Annotated in this window: 14 protein-coding genes; 4 read left to right on the top strand and 10 right to left on the bottom strand. The window is 62.3% G+C overall.

Annotation, left to right across the window (positions count from 1 at the left end):
- Positions 1–9: 9 nt before the first annotated feature.
- The 6 genes from K5Q02_RS00310 to mreB all read right to left on the bottom strand — a co-directional run bounded on the left by K5Q02_RS00310 (position 10) and on the right by mreB (position 8,653).
- Complete coding sequence (locus tag K5Q02_RS00310) at positions 10–3,837, bottom strand: YhdP family protein (RefSeq protein WP_225835262.1); 3,828 nt, start codon at positions 3,835–3,837, stop codon at positions 10–12.
- A 31-nt stretch (positions 3,838–3,868) separates the two neighbouring features.
- Positions 3,869–5,326, bottom strand: coding sequence for a ribonuclease G (gene rng, locus K5Q02_RS00315; protein ID WP_225835264.1), 1,458 nt, complete (start codon positions 5,324–5,326; stop codon positions 3,869–3,871).
- 96 nt (positions 5,327–5,422) lie between these two features.
- Positions 5,423–6,004 (bottom strand): Maf family protein, encoded by a 582-nt coding sequence (locus tag K5Q02_RS00320; RefSeq protein ID WP_225835265.1) that lies wholly within the window; start codon positions 6,002–6,004, stop codon positions 5,423–5,425.
- A gap of 34 nt (positions 6,005–6,038) precedes the next feature.
- Complete coding sequence (gene mreD, locus K5Q02_RS00325) at positions 6,039–6,527, bottom strand: rod shape-determining protein MreD (RefSeq protein ID WP_225835267.1); 489 nt, start codon at positions 6,525–6,527, stop codon at positions 6,039–6,041.
- On the bottom strand, positions 6,524–7,420 hold the full coding sequence (mreC, locus tag K5Q02_RS00330; RefSeq protein ID WP_442964028.1) for a rod shape-determining protein MreC: 897 nt from the start codon (positions 7,418–7,420) through the stop codon (positions 6,524–6,526). The genes mreD and mreC overlap by 4 nt, the downstream gene beginning before the upstream one ends.
- Positions 7,421–7,615: 195 nt before the next feature.
- Entirely contained in the window at positions 7,616–8,653 is a 1,038-nt protein-coding gene (gene mreB, locus K5Q02_RS00335) for a rod shape-determining protein MreB (protein ID WP_225835269.1), read from the bottom strand.
- A gap of 354 nt (positions 8,654–9,007) precedes the next feature.
- Here mreB and gatC point away from each other — a divergent pair, with 354 nt between their 5' ends.
- From gatC to K5Q02_RS00355, 4 genes are all read left to right on the top strand, one after another.
- Positions 9,008–9,295 (top strand): Asp-tRNA(Asn)/Glu-tRNA(Gln) amidotransferase subunit GatC, encoded by a 288-nt coding sequence (gatC, locus tag K5Q02_RS00340; protein ID WP_225835271.1) that lies wholly within the window; start codon positions 9,008–9,010, stop codon positions 9,293–9,295.
- Positions 9,296–9,310: 15 nt separating this feature from the next.
- Positions 9,311–10,762: an Asp-tRNA(Asn)/Glu-tRNA(Gln) amidotransferase subunit GatA gene (gatA, locus tag K5Q02_RS00345; RefSeq protein ID WP_225835272.1), complete on the top strand. Its 1,452-nt coding sequence runs from the start codon at positions 9,311–9,313 to the stop codon at positions 10,760–10,762.
- Positions 10,763–10,774: 12 nt separating this feature from the next.
- Positions 10,775–12,223 (top strand): Asp-tRNA(Asn)/Glu-tRNA(Gln) amidotransferase subunit GatB, encoded by a 1,449-nt coding sequence (gene gatB / locus K5Q02_RS00350; RefSeq protein WP_225835274.1) that lies wholly within the window; start codon positions 10,775–10,777, stop codon positions 12,221–12,223.
- 274 nt (positions 12,224–12,497) lie between these two features.
- Positions 12,498–12,869 (top strand): septal ring lytic transglycosylase RlpA family protein, encoded by a 372-nt coding sequence (locus tag K5Q02_RS00355; protein WP_225835276.1) that lies wholly within the window; start codon positions 12,498–12,500, stop codon positions 12,867–12,869.
- 224 nt (positions 12,870–13,093) lie between these two features.
- Here the strand turns inward: K5Q02_RS00355 and K5Q02_RS00360 are convergent, their stop codons facing one another.
- The 4 genes from K5Q02_RS00360 to K5Q02_RS00375 all read right to left on the bottom strand — a co-directional run bounded on the left by K5Q02_RS00360 (position 13,094) and on the right by K5Q02_RS00375 (position 18,180).
- Positions 13,094–13,954 carry a LysR family transcriptional regulator gene (locus tag K5Q02_RS00360; RefSeq protein WP_225835278.1) on the bottom strand — a complete coding sequence of 287 codons (861 nt, stop codon included), beginning with the start codon at positions 13,952–13,954 and terminating at the stop codon, positions 13,094–13,096.
- Positions 13,955–14,309: 355 nt separating this feature from the next.
- Positions 14,310–15,440, bottom strand: coding sequence for an HPP family protein (locus K5Q02_RS00365; protein ID WP_225835280.1), 1,131 nt, complete (start codon positions 15,438–15,440; stop codon positions 14,310–14,312).
- 339 nt (positions 15,441–15,779) lie between these two features.
- Positions 15,780–16,577, bottom strand: a complete 798-nt coding sequence (locus K5Q02_RS00370; RefSeq protein WP_225835283.1) for a YfaP family protein — start codon at positions 16,575–16,577, stop codon at positions 15,780–15,782.
- Between the two features lie 4 nt (positions 16,578–16,581).
- Positions 16,582–18,180 (bottom strand): DUF2300 domain-containing protein, encoded by a 1,599-nt coding sequence (locus tag K5Q02_RS00375; RefSeq protein ID WP_225839888.1) that lies wholly within the window; start codon positions 18,178–18,180, stop codon positions 16,582–16,584.
- Positions 18,181–18,230 lie beyond the last annotated feature (50 nt).

Consider the following 18,230-nt stretch of genomic DNA (forward strand, 5'->3'; position numbering starts at 1 on the left):
CCTCCAGGGTCAGTTGGGTTTCTCGAACGGTTTGTCGAAGGTCAGTTGTGGATCGTGCAGGGTGCCCTTGACGTCGTACTGCACACTGGCGAAACGCGCCACGCGATCACCCAGCAGTTTGTCAGCGAGGAACAGCGCACCACCGATGGCCGGCGCGCCGACGATCAGCGCCGCCAGCGGCAGGTTGTTGGTAACTGGCAGGGTCACCAGCAACTTGGCATCGATGCCCTGGTCGATCATGTTCAGGGTGCCGTTCAGTTCCAGATTGCTCGACGGGCCGGTCATGGTGATCGGCTCCTGAGTGACGAACACGCCATCCGTTGCATTCAGATTACCTTTCACCCGGTCATAACTCAGGCCCTTGCCGAGCAGATCGGAGAAATCCAGGCGCAGACGGCGGCCGATGGAGTTGAAATTGAGCAGGCCGAAAACCCGCAGCGCCGATGCAGAGCCCTGTACGTCGACGAACTGGCCCTTACGCAGCGACGCGTCGAGGCTGCCCGAATAACGCTTGAGGTTGAACCAGGCCGGCGAACCAGGCCAATGCCCATCGGCGTCCAGGCGGAAGCTCTCGCTGGTCGCCGAGGGCGCATAGCCCCAGGCCTTCAGCACTTCGGACAACTTTTCGCCCTGCATGCGGCCCTTGTACCAGCTGCGCGTCTGCCCCGGCACACCTTGCCAGCCGATTGCGCCGCCAAGGTGCAGCCCCTTGAGGTTGATATCCAGATCGCTGAACTGCACGCCCTGAGCATCCGGACGTGCCTTCAGCGACCAGGCGCCCATGTCGTCGTCACCCTGGAATACATGGGCAACGCGCAAATCCAGCGCCGGAATCTGTCGCGGGTCGAAATCGGCCAGTGGATCAGGCCCTTCAGGCTCCGGCGCATCAGCGGTTTTCGGCTTGGCGGCCGGCAGGCGCACATATTCCAGATTGGCGACGATGGGCTTGCCACTCGCCTCGAAGAGGTCGACACGGCCCTTGGCCAGCGTACTGTCCAGACTCAGCGACCAGCCGCCATCGATGGGCCGCAAGCCAACGTCGAGATCATCGAGCTTCTGGCCGAGCCCCTCGAAACGTCCAATGCGCAGCTCGGCATCGGTAAACAGTTGCTGGGCATCCTGACGAGAAGTTTGCTCGTAAGGTTTGATAACGTCCTGCCAGGCCGCCAGGTTCACTTCCGATACCCGACCGCGAACGCGCACGCCACGAGTAGTCGGCAGGATCGCCGGCCCATCGCCCAGGCGCAGCTCGCCGCGGCTCTGGTTGAACTGCCCGGGCGGCGCCGCCAGGGTGAAGCTGGCAACGTTGGCGTAATCGAGCCAGTAACGCTGCTCGCGCCCACCGAAATTCATGCGCCAGTCGGCGTAACGTTCCTCGCTGGCGGTTTTGCCGAACGGAGCCGGCAGGCTGATACTCAGGCCCTTGAGATTGGAATCGACTCGCAGTTGACTGTCCGTCCCCTCGAGGCTCAGGCGCAGGCGATACGGCACATTCCCCTGGGCAGGCAACGGCTGTGTCACTCCCAGCCAGCCAGTGAGGTTGGCCAGCGGAATGATCCCGTTGGCTTCGATGCGGCTGCGCGCCTGGCCTGGCCGGCCATCGGCAATAGCCTTGCCGGTCACCGCATGGCCCAGCGCACGGGCGCTGATCGAGGGCGCGCTAAGGCCCTTGCTGGTGTCGAAACGAAAGTCTCCGGTCACGTCGCTCAGCTCCAGCGCCGGCTTGCTGATGCTCAGCGAGGCCTTGTTGGCACTGAAGTCGACGATCACGTTGGCCTGTTCGCCCTTGTGCAGCGGGATATCCAGATCCAGCGCACCACTCAGGGCGCCCGCGCCTTTCCAGCCGGCGAAGGTATCGGCAACCCCGAGGGGCGTTTCCTGAAGGATCTTCAAGCCGTCGCCGACACTGCTCTGCAACTTGCCCTTGAGCTTGAGGTGCGGGGTTTCTCCAGCATCGACATGGGCGATGTCGGCATAGGCCTCACGCACCTGGCTGTCGAGGATACGTCCTTCGGAGACGCGCACTCGAACGCCACTGTCCTCGATTAGCACCTCACCACGGGCATCGTGCAGCGCCGGCCAACCGGGCTGGAAGGCCAGCTCGGCATCCTGCACCGCGAAGAACAGGCTGATGCTGCGCACGGCAGGATCCGGGTTGCGGTTGATCGAACCCTGATACTGGAAATAACCTTCTTCCACCTTGCCACCGCGAATCGCGGTTTTCAGCCACTCGTCCAGCGCCGGGCTGAGCACCGGCGTCGGCAGGTACTTCTCGGTGAACCGCGCATCGCCGTCACGCATGCCGACACGCAGATCCATGTAGTCCTCACGCTCGGGATCCTTGAGCATGCGGATCAGGAAATCACCGGCGATCTTGCCCTCTTCACCCTGCACCTGCAGGTACGGGGCACGCAGGGTGAAACCTTCGTCATTGAGCGTCCAGGTCAGTCGGCCTTTGGCTTGCTGATACTTCCAGGCTTTGGGGAACAAGGTGGTGAGATGCAGGGAGAAGTCTTCGCTGTCGACCTTCAGCTCGCCCTGGCCCAGATCGCCAGTGATGCTGCCGCTGCCGTTCTCGACGGCAGGCGAGGCGTGCCAGGCGGAGAAGCCGACGCGCTCCAGATTGGCTGAAAACTGCAGGCGCTCCGGCCCCTCGAACTCGGGGCGGAAGCTGGCATTGAGGTTGCGCAACGCGCCATGGGGCTTGAGCGTCTGCAGCAGATCAAGGGCAGTTTCCGGCATCGGCGCCAGGCCTTCCACCAAAGGCACCAGAGGGCCGACGTCGAGGCGATCGGCGCTCAGACTCCAGCGCTGGGACTGCTCGCCACTGGCCGCCTGATGGCCGAGGGCAATACGCGCCTCGCCCCAGCGGTTGTCGCCACGGCTGAAGGCGAAGTCGTCGAGCAACAGATCGAAGTTGCCGTCCTTGCGCTCGAAATAAGCATTCAGGGACAGGTCATTCAGCGCCACGGCCTTACGCTCGCCGTAACGTCCCTCGAACTGCGGGGCATGCAGGCGGGTAACAGCGCGCTGCAAATTGCGTTTGTCCCACAGCCCCCATGCCTCGCCGCCCAGTTGCAGGTGGTCGAGGTGCCAGTCGCGGGTCAGGGCTGGCGGCAGCCAGGTAGCCCAGTCGCTCTGCGGTGCGCTGAGGTAGAACTCGGCGCGCATATCCTGCCAGTGCTCGGCCTGCATACGCGTACGCACCTGCAGCGCGAGTGGCTGACCATCCGGCAGTTGCACGCGGGCATCCAGACGCTGGCGAGAGCTGCCATTGCTCAGGCTCAGGTTGATGGCCGTAAGGCCGAAGGGTTGCAGATCCTGAGCCTGAACGCTCACCTGGCTATCGAACAGCGCGATGCGGCTGACCATCTGCGACTGGCGCAGCACCTTGGCGATATCCAGCGGTGGCTGATTCTGCCGCTGCGGCAGGCCTTCCACGCGCCATGCGCCCTGCTCGTCCTGGCGCAGCGTCAGGCTCAGGCCGTCAAGTTGCAGCTCGGCGATACGCGGCTGCCAGGCCATCAGACTGCTAAGCAGGTCGGGCACCACCCGCACATGTTGAAGGGTCAGGCCCTGGTCACCCTCGCCAAGGCGAAGATCGCGCACCGTCAGCAACGGCGAGAAACCGCTCCAGTGACCTTCCAGGGCGCCAATACTGACTGGCATGCCCAGCGCCTCGGTGGCACGGGCTTGCGCCTCTTCTTGGTACTCGGCGACCAGCGGCACCAACTGACGACCAAGGCTCACGTAAAAGGCGGCCAGCACCAACCCCAGGGCACACAGCCCCAGACTCCAACGCAGCAGTGCGGCGAACGCCAGCCCCAGCCGCTCCATTCAGTTCACGCCCCGGCCCAGCCGGGCCTCGTTATAGCAGCACCACATCGTATTGTTCCTGGGAGTACATGGTTTCGACCTGGAACTTGATGGTTCGTCCAATGAATGCTTCGAGGTCGGCGACGTTGCCCGACTCTTCGTCGAGCAGGCGATCGACCACCTTCTGATTGGCCAGCACACGGTAGCCCAGGGGCTGATAGGCGCGGGCCTCACGAAGGATCTCGCGGAAGATCTCGTAACAGGTGGTTTCCGCAGTCTTCAGCTTGCCGCGGCCCTGGCAGTGGCTGCACGGCTCGCAGAGCACCTGTTCGAGGCTCTCGCGCGTGCGCTTGCGGGTCATCTGCACCAGGCCGAGTTCGGTGATGCCGATGATGTTGGTCTTGGCGTGATCACGCTCCAGCTGTTTCTCCAGGGCACGTAACACCTGGCGCTGATGCTCTTCGTCTTCCATGTCGATGAAGTCGATGATGATGATCCCGCCCAGGTTGCGCAGGCGCAGTTGCCGGGCGATGGCGGTGGCCGCCTCGAGGTTGGTCTTGAAGATGGTTTCTTCGAGCGTGCGATGGCCGACGAACGCGCCGGTATTCACGTCAATGGTGCTCATCGCCTCGGCCGGGTCGATGATCAGGTAACCACCGGACTTGAGCGGCACCTTGCGCTCCAGCGCTTTCTGGATCTCGTCCTCAATGCCGTGCAGGTCGAAAATCGGTCGCTCGCCTGGGTAATGCTCCAAGCGGTCAGAGACTTCCGGCATCAGTTCGGCAACGAACTGAGTGATCTTCTGAAAGGTTTCCCGAGAGTCGACGCGAATCTTCTCGCTACGCGGCCCGACCAGGTCGCGCAGAGTACGCAGGGCCAGGCTGAGATCTTCGTAGATAACCGAGGGGGTCGGCGCACTCTTCATCTGCTCGCTGATCTGCATCCACAGGCGACGCAGGTAACGGATGTCCGCGAGGATTTCATCAGCGCGCGCGCCATCGGCGGCCGTACGCAGGATAAAACCGCCAGCCTCTTCGATGCCTTCGATAGCGACACAATCGGACACGACCTGCTTGAGGCGTTCACGCTCGGCTTCATCTTCTATCTTCAGGGAAATGCCGACATGGCTGGTGCGCGGCATGTACACCAAGTAGCGCGAGGGAATCGACAGCTGAGTGGTCAGTCGGGCGCCCTTGCTGCCGATCGGATCCTTGGTGACCTGCACAACCAGGCTCTGGCCTTCGTGCACCAGGGCACTAATGGTTTCCACGGCGCTGCCTTCACGGCTGGAAATCTCCGAGGCATGAATGAACGCCGCGCGATCCAGGCCGATGTCGACGAAAGCCGCCTGCATGCCGGGCAGCACACGCACCACTTTGCCTTTGTAGATGTTGCCGACGATGCCACGGCGCTGGGTACGCTCGACGTGCACCTCCTGCAGGACACCGTTTTCCACCACCGCCACGCGCGATTCCATCGGCGTGATGTTGATCAGAATTTCTTCACTCATGCGCCCATCTCTGTTTGAGATGAAGCTGAAAGCAGCGGTAGGCTCAAATGAGCCCGGCACATCGCGGCCTGCAACCTCTGGGTTATGCGCTGGCAGTCATTGCCAGCACGGAATCGCGAATTCCGCGAGCAGCTCCGCAGTCTCGCACAACGGCAGGCCGACCACCGCCGAATAACTGCCCTGCATCTGGCTGACGAAAACCGCAGCCAAACCCTGAATACCATAACTGCCGGCCTTGTCATGCGGCTCACCGGTCTCCCAATAAGCTTCGATCTGTGCCTGACTGAGCGGCTTGAAACGCACCGTGCTGGTCACCACACGGGCACCGCTACGCTCATTGCTGATCAGCGCGACAGCGGTCAGTACCTGATGCTCACGGCCTGACAAGGCGGTCAGCGTAGCCACCGCGTCGGCGCGGTCGATGGGCTTGCCGAGGATGCGCCCATCGAGCACCACCGCAGTATCTGAGCCCAGCACCACGGCGCCATCACACTCTGTCAGGCTGTCGAGCACCGCTACAGCTTTGGCCAGCGCCAGACGCTCGACATAAGCCTCCGGCGCCTCGTCGGCTTGCGGCGTTTCGTCGATGGGGACAATCCGTGTGAGAAAGGGGACGCCGATCTGTTTCAGCAATTCGCTGCGCCGCGGTGAAGCGGAGGCCAGGTAAAGCGTTGCCATGCAGACGTCTCGCAGTCAGGCGCCGCAGCGCGTTTCAGTTGACACCCAGACGCCGGTGCACGGCACGTAACAGCGTACAAACCCACGGCCAGAGCAAGGCACTGACAAGTGCTGGCAGTACGAACGTCAGCGTCGGTGGGCGGCTACCAGTCAGCGCGTTGAGCCATAACTGCACCAGTTGCGCCACGCCGAACACCACCAGCAGCACCATGCTCTGCTGCCACATGGGAAACATGCGTAAACGCTGATGGAGGCTCAGCACCAGAAAAGTGATCAGGGTGAGAATCAGCGCGTTCTGTCCCAACAAGGTGCCATTGAGCACATCAGCCAAGAGACCGACGCACCAGGCGCTGGTCATTCCCACGCGATGAGGCACTGCCAATACCCAATAGGTGAGAAACAGTGCCAGCCACAGCGGACGGCCGATTTCCATGAAGCGTGGCAGCGTGGAAACGCTGAGCAGCAGCGCCAGGCCCATGCTGGCCCAGATCACCCAGAGATTGTTCGAACGAGCGGCAATCATTGACTGGCCTCCTCACCATTGGCTGGTGCCGGGCCTGGCTCATCGGCAGGCGGCGTGATGGCCTCGGACGGCATCTCGCCATCGAGCGTCTTGCGGTCGACCTCTTCCTGGGCTTCGGCTGACTCGGCCGCGCGCTGTTCCGGCGTCCGCGGGTCGGTGAACACCAGCAGCATGTAACGGGTGCGATTGAGGTTGGCGGTCGGTACGGCGCGCACGATGGCAAAGGGCTGACCGGAGTCGTGCACCACTTCGGTCACCGTAGCCACTGGATAGCCAGCCGGGAAGCGCTGACCCAGGCCGGAGCTGACCAATAGATCGCCTTCCTTGATATCCGCGGTGTCAGCCACGTGACGCAGCTCCAGACGCTCCGGATTACCGGTACCCGTGGCAATAGCCCGCAAGCCGTTGCGATTGACCTGTACCGGAATGCTGTGGGTGGTATCGGTGAGCAACAGCACACGCGAAGTGTAAGGCATGACTTCGACTACCTGGCCCATCAGGCCGCGGGCGTCGAGCACCGGTTGACCAAGCACCACACCGTCCTTCTCGCCCTTGTCGATGAGAATACGGTGAGTAAAGGGATTGGGGTCGATGCCGATCAGTTCGGTGGCCAGCACTTCGTCATCGACCAAGGCAGACGAGTTGAGCAGCTCACGCAGGCGCACGTTCTGTTCGGTCAGCGCCGCCAACTTCTGCAGGCGACGCTGCATCATCAGTTGCTCGGCCTTGAGTTTCTCGTTCTCGGCCGTCAGCTCATTGCGCGAGCTGAGCTCCTGAGTCGCGCTTTCCCACAAGGTGACGGGGAAACGGCCCAGCCAGTATACCGGTTCGACGATCAGGCCGAGCTGGCTGCGTACCGATTGCAGCACAGTCAAGCGAGCATCGACGACCATCAGCGCAGCCGACAGCACGGCGAACACCAGCAGGCGTATACCGAGCGAAAGGACCTTTGGCGAATAGCGGCTTTATAGGGATTACCTCGCAGCTAGGATCATTGACGCTTCAGCGTAAGCCGCGTTGCTGCGTCAATGACCCTTACCTCGAAGCTGCAGGCGGCTTCGAGGCTGCTGCAGCGTATGGCGGGCGGCTTATTCGGTGGACAACAGATCCATGGTGTGGCGATCCATCATTTCCAGCGCCTTGCCGCCACCACGGGCAACGCAAGTCAGCGGGTCTTCGGCGACGATTACCGGCAGGCCGGTTTCCTGGGACAGCAGCTTGTCCAGGTCGCGTAGCAGAGCGCCACCACCGGTCAGCACCAGACCACGCTCGGCGATATCCGAGGCCAGCTCTGGAGGCGATTGCTCCAACGCACTTTTGACCGCTTGCACGATGGTAGCCAGCGACTCTTGCAGCGCTTCCAGCACTTCATTGGAGTTCAGGGTGAAAGCGCGTGGAACGCCTTCAGCCAGATTGCGGCCACGTACATCGACTTCGCGCAGCTCGCCACCTGGGTAGGCGGTACCGATTTCCTGCTTGATGCGCTCGGCGGTGGACTCACCGATCAGGCTGCCGTAGTTACGACGCACGTAAGTGATGATGGCTTCGTCGAAACGGTCGCCACCCACCCGAACGGATTCGGCGTAAACCACACCATTCAGGGAGATAAGCGCGATTTCAGTGGTACCACCGCCGATATCGACGACCATCGAACCACGAGCTTCTTCGACCGGCAGGCCGGCACCGATGGCAGCCGCCATCGGCTCTTCGATCAGGAACACTTCGCGAGCACCAGCGCCCAGCGCGGATTCACGGATAGCACGGCGCTCGACCTGGGTCGACTTGCACGGCACGCAGATCAGCACACGCGGCGAAGGCTGCAGGAAGCTGTTTTCGTGAACCTTGTTGATGAAGTACTGCAGCATCTTCTCGCAGACGCTGAAGTCGGCGATCACGCCGTCTTTCATCGGGCGGATGGCGGCGATATTGCCCGGCGTACGACCGAGCATGCGCTTGGCGTCGGTGCCAACGGCTACAACACTTTTCTGATTGCCATGGGTACGGATGGCGACGACCGACGGCTCGTTCAGGACGATGCCGCGCTCGCGAACATAAATAAGGGTATTGGCAGTGCCCAGGTCAATCGAGAGATCGCTGGAAAACATGCCACGCAGTTTTTTGAACATGGGATAAGGGCCCTAGGCAACGCGTGGGTAAAGATACAGCGCAAGAAAACACGCAGGCAAAAAGCTCGCGCGTGAAAACACGCAGGTAAAAAGTGCGGCAAACTCTAACAACGGCAGGGATTTTGAGCAAGGCACCAATATGTTAGATTGCCTGTTTTCCGCGGCTTTGCGACATCTTCGCCAGTTGCGATGGCAGTAGTGAAAAGCTGTCACGCACTAGCAGCACCTGCTCAAGCCGCACATCGCCGCCTTTGACCGCCGGCCAGACGCATCCGTTCCCTGCCCCCCGTGCATGGCAACCGCTCATATTTTCACTGGTAGCCCTGTAGCGGCTGCCTTTATAGGGAGAACCCGATGGCGCTTGAACGCTCCGAAGTGGAAAAGATCGCACACTTGGCCCGACTGGGCTTGAGTGAAGGCGAACTGCCACATACCACTGCAACGCTCAACAGCATCCTTGGCCTGATCGACAGCATGCAGGCGGTCGACACCGACGGCATCGAGCCGTTGGCGCACCCGTTGGAGACCACTCAGCGCCTACGCGCCGACGCAGTTACCGAAGTGAACCACCGCGAAGCTTATCAAGCCATCGCCCCAGCCGTGGAAAGCGGCCTGTATCTGGTTCCCAAAGTCATCGAGTAAGGAAGGCGCCCCGCCATGCATCAGTTGACCCTGGCCGAGATCGCCCGCGCCCTCGCCGACAAGCAATTCTCATCCACCGAGCTCACGCAGAACCTGCTGACTCGCATCGAGCAGCTCGACCCGCAGCTCAACAGCTTCATCACCGTCACCACAGACCTTGCACTGGAACAGGCCAAGGCCGCCGATGCCCGCCGCGCAGCAGGCGAGAACAGTGCATTGCTCGGCGCGCCGATCGCCCACAAAGATCTGTTCTGCACCAAGGGCGTGCTGACCAGCTGCGGCTCGAAGATTCTCACCGGCTTCAAGGCCCCTTATGACGCCACCGTGGTCGAGAAGCTCGCCACGGCCGGCACCGTGACCCTGGGCAAGCTGAACATGGACGAATTCGCCATGGGCTCGGCCAACGAATCCAGCCACTACGGCCCGGTCAAGAACCCCTGGGATCTGACCCGCGTGCCTGGCGGCTCCTCGGGCGGTTCGGCCGCTGCAGTCGCTGCCCGCCTGCTGCCGGCAGCCACTGGCACCGACACCGGCGGCTCGATCCGCCAGCCGGCCGCGCTGACCAACCTCACCGGTATCAAGCCGACCTACGGTCGCGTGTCGCGCTGGGGCATGATCGCCTACGCCTCCAGCCTCGACCAGGGCGGCCCACTGGCCCGCAATGCCGAAGACTGCGCCCTGTTACTGGGTGCCATCGCCGGTTTCGACCCAAAAGATTCGACCAGCGTCGATCAGCCGGTGGATGACTACCTGGCTGCCCTGGCCCAGCCCCTGAGCGGCCTGCGCATCGGCTTGCCGAAGGAATACTTCGGCGCTGGCCTCGACGCGCGCATCGGCGAGAAGATCCTGGCTGTGGTCGAGGAGCTGAAAAAGCTTGGCGCCAGCGTCAAGGACATCAGCCTGCCGAACCTGCAACACGCGATCCCGGCCTACTACGTGATCGCCCCGGCTGAAGCCAGCTCCAACCTGTCGCGTTTCGACGGCGTGCGTTTCGGCTATCGCTGCGAGAACCCCAAGGATCTCCAGGATCTGTACAAGCGCTCTCGTGAAGAAGGCTTCGGCGCCGAGGTCAAACGCCGCATCATGGTCGGCGCCTATGCGCTGTCCGCAGGCTACTACGATGCCTACTACCTCAAGGCGCAGAAGATCCGCCGCCTGATCAAGAACGACTTCGTCGCCGCCTTCAAGGAAGTCGACGTGATCCTAGGCCCAACCACACCGAACCTGGCCTGGAAGCTGGGCGAGAAGAACGCGGATCCGGTGTCGGCCTATCTCGAAGACATCTACACCATCACCGCCAACCTCGCCGGCATCCCGGGTCTGTCGATGCCAGCAGGCTTCGTCGACGGCCTGCCGGTCGGCGTGCAGTTGCTTGGCAACTACTTCCAGGAAGGCCGCCTGCTGAACGTCGCACATCAGTACCAGCAGGTTAGCGACTGGCACAAACAAGCACCGAGCGGATTCTGAGGAACCAATAGCATGCAATGGGAAACCGTCATCGGGCTCGAGATTCACGCTCAGCTCAGCACTCAATCGAAGATTTTCTCGGCCAGTGCCACCACCTTCGGCGCCGAGCCCAACACCCAGGCCAGCCTGGTCGACCTCGGTATGCCGGGCACCTTGCCGGTGCTGAACGCTGAGGCGGTGCGCATGGCCTGCCAGTTCGGCCTGGCCATCGACGCCGAGATCGCCGAGCGCAACGTCTTCGCGCGCAAGAACTACTTCTACCCGGATCTGCCGAAGGGCTACCAGACCAGCCAGATGGATCACCCCATCGTCGGCAAGGGCTTCCTCGACATCACCCTGGAAGACGGCACCGTCAGGCGCATCGGCATCACCCGTGCACACCTGGAAGAAGATGCCGGCAAGAGCCTGCACGAAGACTTCCAGGGCATGAGCGGCATCGACCTGAACCGCGCTGGCACGCCGCTGCTGGAGATCGTTTCCGAGCCGGACATCCGTTCCGCCAAAGAAGCAGTGGCCTACGTCAAGGCGATCCACGCCCTGGTGCGCTACCTCGGCATCTGCGACGGCAACATGGCCGAAGGTTCGCTGCGTTGCGACTGCAACGTGTCGGTACGCCCGAAAGGCCAGGCCGAGTTCGGCACCCGCGCCGAGATCAAGAACGTCAACTCGTTCCGCTTCATCGAAAAAGCCATCAACCATGAAGTGCAGCGCCAGATCGAGCTCATCGAAGACGGCGGCAAGGTGGTGCAGGAAACCCGCCTGTACGACCCGAACAAGGATCAGACGCGCTCCATGCGCAGCAAGGAAGAAGCCAACGACTACCGTTACTTCCCCTGCCCTGACCTGCTGCCGGTGGTGATTGAGCAGAGCTTCCTCGATGACCTGCGCAGCAAGCTGCCCGAGCTGCCGCCGCAGAAGCGCGAGCGCTTCGAAAGCCAGTACGCGCTGTCCACTTACGACGCCAGCGTATTGAGCGCGAGCCGTGAGCTGGCCGACTACTTCGAAGTGGTCGAGAAAACCTGTGGCGATGCCAAGCTGGCAGCCAACTGGGTGATGGGCGAGCTGTCCAGCCTGCTCAACAAGGACAACCTGGAGATCGATCAGTCGCCGGTTTCCGCCGAGCAACTGGGCGGCATGATCCTGCGCATCAAGGACAACACCATCAGCGGCAAGATCGCCAAGATGGTCTTCGAAGCCCTGGCTGCCGGTGAAGGCGCAACGGCTGATGAGGTGATCGAGAAGAAGGGCCTCAAGCAGGTCACCGACTCCGGCGCCATCGAATCGATACTCGACGACATGCTGGCCGCCAACGCCGAGCAGGTCGAACAGTACCGCGCCAGCGACGAAGCCAAACGCGGCAAGATGTTCGGTTTCTTCGTCGGCCAGGCCATGAAAGCCTCCAAGGGCAAGGCCAACCCAGGGCAAGTGAACGAACTGCTGAAGAAAAAGCTCGAAGGCTGAGCGATTTGAAAACGCCGGGGTTTCCCGGCGTTTTTGTGTCCGGCAGAAGGCCACTCACGAGCCACTGCCAGGAAGCGCTCGCCGAGGCCGGGCACCTGCAGGAGAAGTCGCCGCGTGTAGGGGCGAGGAACGAGATGGCGAGACCCATCAGGCTTTTTACCGGCGCATTGATGGGTATCGCTTCGCTCAACGCCATCCTACAAAGCAGGGCGCCATCAAAACATCTACAACCGGCTCGCAACTGATCATGAACAGGTTCGAAGAGAGAGAAGTAATGCGTCGATTATCGGTTCTGCTGGTGCTGTTCAGCCTGCTCGCCGGCTGCAGCAGCTTTGGAGGTGGCGCACCCGGTGACTACCGCGCTGACGGCAAGGCCTCGTATTACGGCAAGGCGCACCACGGCAACAAGACTGCCAGTGGCGAGCGCTTCGACCAGAACGACCTCACCGCCGCCCATCGCACCCTGCCCTTTGGCACCCGGGTGAAGGTCACCAACCTCAACAACAACCGCAGCGTCGTGCTGCGCATCAACGACCGCGGCCCCTTCGCTCGCGGGCGCATCATCGATGTGTCGCGCAAGGCGGCAGAGTCACTGGACATGATTCGTTCCGGCGTGGTGCCGGTGCGGGTGGAAAGCCTGAAGTAAGACGAAGGGTAGGTTCACGATCTTTTAGGTGGCATAAAGAGACTGCCACAAGGCAGAAGCGGGCGGTGAGCAGAGTATATTTTGTAGGAGGGGCTTTAGCCCCGAGCTTTTTGGGGGTGCAAAGAGCTCGCGGCTAAAGCCCCTCCTACGAGTTACGCGGCTGGCCGCTATCGCCTTTTTGCAGGCAAAGCGCTGAATTCGAACCGAAAGATCGTGAACAGACCCTAGAGCGCCGGATCCCAGCGCTGCGACCAGTCGGTATCCTGGGCGACGATCTCGCGCAGCAGGGCGAAGCTCTGCTGCAGAGCAGCCGAATCGCGCTCCCGGGAGTAGACCAGGTAAGTCGGATAACTGAACTCTGGCGCTTTACTCACCCGCTCGAGCACCTTCCTATCCAGATAGCTTTGCACCACCCGGGTACGGAAGTAGCCGGATCCACCGTGTTCCAAAATGTACTGCAACGCCAGCGGGCCGAGATTGAACGTTACCGGCGCACGTGCCTTGTCCGGCAAGGCACGGTCGTGTTGCGCGCGGAAGCTGTCACCCCAGTCGATGTAGACGTAGGGCTCCGGGTTCGACGCCTTCACCAGAATCAGCTTCTCTTCGAGCACCTGCTCGACCTGCATACCCGCCCAGTACGTGGGCTGATAGACCAATGCCGCATCCAACACGCCCAACTCTACCTGCCGCAACAGACTCGCACCTTCGGCAATCTGCGCGCGCACCGCGTAACCGTCGATATTCTCGCGAATCGCGCTCACCCAGCGCAGCATCAGCGGGTTGCACAGGCTGACCTCGCCGCCGATATGGATGACGTTGTGATAACCATCCGGCAACGGTAGATCACGCTGCGCGGCCTCCCAGGTCTGCTGGATCTGGTTGGCATAGGTGACGAATGCCTCACCGTCGGCCGTCAGTCGCGCGCCCGCGCGGTTACGCACGAACAGCGTGCTGCCGAGGTGACTTTCGAGCTTCTGGATGCGCGCGGTGATTGCTGTCTGGGTGACATGCAAGCGTTCGGCAGCGGCAATGAAGCTGCCGCTGCGGACGATTTCCAGAAAGGTGCGGGTAAGGTCGATATCCATCTTCGCTGAGCCAGCGCGGTTGGCGCTGACGACTCCTCAAGCCTGATTCGGCATGCAGTGTAAGGGGGCAAGGCGAATCATTCGATGTCTTAGGGCCTGTTAACGCTACCGCGCAAGCCGCGTTGCTGCGCAAAATCTCGCCAAGCTAGGCGGAGGACGCAGGGAATGGTTGCTCCCTTACCAAGTCCTCCAACGACGCATGGCGAAATTTTTCGCGCAACCCACAGGGCCGGGCCCGTATTGCCGCGATACAGCGTTTCTCGCCGACTCATTTAGCCCGCTAAACTTCGCGGCTCGTGCCTTGCCTCGCGGCAATACGGGCTCCGGCGCGGTCGTGCGGTAGTGTTAACAGGCCCTAGTCTAGGTGTCTGAGCAGATCGCGATGCAGCGCCGCCACCAGGTCGGTCTGGGTGATCATCCCCACCAAAGACCCGTCATCCAGTACAGGCAGGCAATGCAGGCCATCGTCTGAGAGCAATGCGATCAGGTCGACAACGTGGGCATCGACATCGACCGACTGCACGGGCGAGGTCATCAGCTCGCCGAGCACTTGCTTCTTCTGCAGGCCGAGCATTGCGCGCACATTGAAGCTGTTGGCACGTATGGCGCCGACCAGATCCACCAGGCTGACGATACCGACCAGCTGCTTGTTCTTGTCGAGAATCGGCAAGGCTTTGAGGCCGTGATGAGTGAGCAGGTACAGGCCTTTGGCGATGGCCGTTTCCGGCGTGGCGTAGACCAGATCGCGGGACATCATCTGCCCGGCACGAATATCGCCCATGCTGCGGCGCAGCGCGTGTTTCTCGGTGCTGCGTACGATCAGCTCGAGGTCTTCGCGGGTGATATCGACGAACGAGCCCAACTCGTCCAGCGCGTGATCCAGGTCATCAGCATTGAAGCCTGCGCGCTCACTGGGCAGTGGATCGCGGGTGTGATGCGCCGCCGCTCCCGGATGCGGGCGAGGATAAGGCACACGCGTCAGGTTGTTGTAGAGCAGCGCGCAGGCCAGCAGGCCGAGGCCGGCGGTCATCGCCACCAGCGCCGGCTGCCAGAATGGCTCTCCGGGCGCTGGCGTGGCGAACACCATGCAGAAGGCGATGGCACCGGCTGGCGGATGCAGGCAACGCAACGGGCACATCAGCAACAGGCTCAGGCCCAACGCCAGCGCGGCGCCAGCCAGGCTGTGATCGATGAAGTGGGTGACCGTCAGAGCAACCACCGAGGCGCACAGATAGCTGCCGAGGATCGACCAGGGCTGCGCCAGCGCACCGGAAGAGACAGCGAACAACAGCACGGCCGAAGCCGCCAGCGGGCCGGAAAAATGCACGGTCATGTGCAGACCGAACAGATGGCTGCACACCCAGGTACTGAACAGAAAACCCGCCGCAGCACCGAATGCGGCACGGCTCCATTCACCAGGTCGGGTATGCAGGGAATCAGGCAGTAAGGCAGACAGCCACTGGGGGAAATGCGCTGAGGATTTCATCGGGTATCGTCGAAAAGATCGAGCCTTTCATACGAAAGGCTCGCCGAGAACCGCTACTGGCGGTTAGCAGGAGTATCCATCCCTGGATGATGTAATCGTCTGTTTGCAACCTTGCCTGCTTCAGCAGAGAAACTGATGCAGGCGACGCAACGGAGTGTGACGGCCAAGGAAAGCTTCATCAAACGAATAATAATGAAGTATGGATAAGGTTTTTTTGATATCAAACCATGGAGAGGACGAAGCGATGCCTTGTAGCCTGGGTTGAGCGCAGCGATACCCGGGAGAGGGTGCCCTGGGTATCGCTATGCTCAACCCAGGCTACGTTTGGATAGCAGCCGCTTACGGATAGCTGAAGCTTTTCACCAGGGTCAGCTCACCCGGCGTACGCATCGGTACGAGGAAGCTCTGCTGTTTTTCGTTGACCGTGCCTTCTTCGCTGATCACGGTGATCTGCCCGGTGGTGAGAATCTGCTGGGCGCTGCTCTCGCCATTTTCGTCGTAGCTGTAACCGCCGCCGTAGTAGTTCACGTAGACCAGGTACTGGCCCTTGAGCGGTGTTGGCGTGGCGATCATTTCCGGGCCGTAGCCGGTGGTCACGTCGACATCCAGGGCAGCACCGTTGGCCAGGGAGCGCTCGCCGTACCAGACGTGGCCGCCGTCGGGGGTCACCAGATGCAGGTCGAGGTCGGTGTTGTCGCTGTCCCATGACAGCACCACGCGCAAGCGCGCCGGGGTTTCGCCGCTGCCGTTGTTGTAGAACTGTACGCGGCGACGCTGCCCGCCATCCGGGCTGCGCACCTCGACGTTGTTGCTGCCCTCGGAGAACACGAAGGGCCGATCGAAGCTGCCATCTTCGGCGATCTTCAGCGGCATGCTGACACCATTGACCACCAGCCGGCCGGGGGCCTTGCCGTCCTTCTCCAGCGCGCTGATCGCGCCTTTGATGCGGGCGGTGTCGGCCTGATTGGCGGCGCTGTTGACGCTTGATGCCGGGTAGTTGACCTGCTGCATGAACTGCGCGCCGTCGCCACCGCCGACGCGCCAGCCGCTGCGTGGAGTATCGAGCTGCACCTCGGCCAGCGCGCACAGCGGCAGCAGGGTCAGGCAGAGAGCGAAACGGGGATTGATCAGGGCCATGGTGTCATTCCAGTAACAGGGTGCGGGCGAGGCCTTCGACATAGGCCTCGTCCTGTCCATTGGGGTGAGCGACGAACGCCAGGTGCAAGTATTCGTGGGTCAGGTCGAGGCGGTCTTGCAGCGAGAAAAAGCCGCGCACGAAGATGCGTTGCCGCTCGCGATCCACATAGGGCCGACCGGACGCCAGCTGGCATACGGTGAACTGCTGGATTTCCTCGTAACCGGGCTCGCGATCCAGACGCGGGCGCCAGTCGCGGCGCTGCTTGCGCAGCCACTGCTCGGCGGCGGCAAGCGGTTGGCAAGCGGCTACCGGCTTGTCCCAGCGGCTCAGAGTGGCACGCGGGAAGGCGCGAGCCAGGATGGCGTCATAACCCAGGCCGCTACCAGCCTGCTCGACGGCCTGCGTCCAGGCCAGGCGATCAGGGCCGGGCTGAGAAGTGTGATAGGTCACCGGCGCGCCGGCCAGCACCAGATCGGCCGTCCACGCCGCGATATCCCGTGCGCCCTGACTGGCCGGGCGCGGCGCCACCCGCTGACTGGCGCTGCTGTCATCGATACGCAGACACTCGCCGCGCCGCCCGGCGCTCTGCAGCAGGTAAGTACGGGCAGCGATGGCCAATGCCTTGGCGGCTTCGGCGGGCTGCGCCGAGGCCTCGCGATCCAGCACGCGGGCGACATAGTCTTCGCGATCCAGGTGAGCGGTCAGCTGCAGTCCCTCGCCCGTGCGTTCGAGAAACAGCTCGCCATGGCTTTCGATGGGCAGGCGATTGCCGTTGGCGAATTCCACCTCGTAGCGACCATTGAGCGCACCCGGCTCTACCACCGCGTCACCGCCCTCGCGCCTGAGCTGGCGCAGCGGATAGCGGGCGAACAGACGCACCTCGACACAACTTCCGGCTTCGCTCGGCCAGGGCGTGGGCAGCACCTGGCCGAGCGGCTCGGCGTAGCGCTTGAGTACCATCATGCTGGTGCCCGAGCCACCCGCCCAGACCGGTGTACCATCGGTCAGCCAGCCGGCGAAACCACCCTGGCGCGCGAGGGGATCACCATCGGCCAGCCAGCTCCAGGTTTTTACCCGCAGCCGGCTGCCCAGGGCGCTGATGGCAGCACCGTCAGCGCTGCTGAGGATCACGTCCAGCAAGACCTTGCGCGCATCCGCCTGAGCCGGCAGTTGCGCGAGTTGAGCGAGCAGTTGCTGAACCGGCACGCGGGTTTCGGGAGCCAGTCGCTGGCGTTCGGCGATCCAGGCCGGAGCCTGGCGGGCCTGCCAGTAACGCGACCAGTCGCCCTCGGCCAGTTGCAGATTGTCCTGTTCGAAGTACAGGCCACAGGATTTCACCAGTGCCTGATCGCGGTCGATGCTCTCGCCCGGGTTGCAGCAGTAGACCTCTTCCTTGCTCTGACCGCGGCACTGATAGCCGTTGTCAGTTTGCTTGGTGTCCACCAGATAGGCATACACGAACAGTTTCCACAGACTGCCCAGCGGCGCCTGCAGCGTAGCGGGCAGCGGCTCTCGACTGATCAACCGTTGCCCGTCGAGGCGCAGCAGTTCGCTGCCATCGGCCGTTTGCCAGGCCAGCGACAGCGGCGCCTCACTGGCCATTGCCGCACCACCAACGGCGGCCAGCAATGCCAGCGAAGCGAGGATAGAAC

This window comes from Pseudomonas sp. MM211 (genome assembly GCF_020386635.1).
GTDB lineage: Bacteria > Pseudomonadota > Gammaproteobacteria > Pseudomonadales > Pseudomonadaceae > Aquipseudomonas.

Excerpts from the sequence above, each read along its gene's own strand:
- K5Q02_RS00310 (WP_225835262.1), bottom strand. The coding sequence starts at position 3,837 with ATGGAGCGGCTGGGGCTGGCGTTCGCCGCACTGCTGCGTTGGAGTCTG.
- rng (WP_225835264.1), bottom strand. The coding sequence starts at position 5,326 with ATGAGTGAAGAAATTCTGATCAACATCACGCCGATGGAATCGCGCGTG.
- K5Q02_RS00320 (WP_225835265.1), bottom strand. The coding sequence starts at position 6,004 with ATGGCAACGCTTTACCTGGCCTCCGCTTCACCGCGGCGCAGCGAATTG.
- mreD (WP_225835267.1), bottom strand. The coding sequence starts at position 6,527 with ATGATTGCCGCTCGTTCGAACAATCTCTGGGTGATCTGGGCCAGCATG.
- mreC (WP_442964028.1), bottom strand. The coding sequence starts at position 7,420 with ATGGTCGTCGATGCTCGCTTGACTGTGCTGCAATCGGTACGCAGCCAG.
- mreB (WP_225835269.1), bottom strand. The coding sequence starts at position 8,653 with ATGTTCAAAAAACTGCGTGGCATGTTTTCCAGCGATCTCTCGATTGAC.
- gatC (WP_225835271.1), top strand. The coding sequence starts at position 9,008 with ATGGCGCTTGAACGCTCCGAAGTGGAAAAGATCGCACACTTGGCCCGA.
- gatA (WP_225835272.1), top strand. The coding sequence starts at position 9,311 with ATGCATCAGTTGACCCTGGCCGAGATCGCCCGCGCCCTCGCCGACAAG.
- gatB (WP_225835274.1), top strand. The coding sequence starts at position 10,775 with ATGCAATGGGAAACCGTCATCGGGCTCGAGATTCACGCTCAGCTCAGC.
- K5Q02_RS00355 (WP_225835276.1), top strand. The coding sequence starts at position 12,498 with ATGCGTCGATTATCGGTTCTGCTGGTGCTGTTCAGCCTGCTCGCCGGC.
- K5Q02_RS00360 (WP_225835278.1), bottom strand. The coding sequence starts at position 13,954 with ATGGATATCGACCTTACCCGCACCTTTCTGGAAATCGTCCGCAGCGGC.
- K5Q02_RS00365 (WP_225835280.1), bottom strand. The coding sequence starts at position 15,440 with ATGAAATCCTCAGCGCATTTCCCCCAGTGGCTGTCTGCCTTACTGCCT.
- K5Q02_RS00370 (WP_225835283.1), bottom strand. The coding sequence starts at position 16,577 with ATGGCCCTGATCAATCCCCGTTTCGCTCTCTGCCTGACCCTGCTGCCG.
- K5Q02_RS00375 (WP_225839888.1), bottom strand. The coding sequence starts at position 18,180 with ATGGCCAGTGAGGCGCCGCTGTCGCTGGCCTGGCAAACGGCCGATGGC.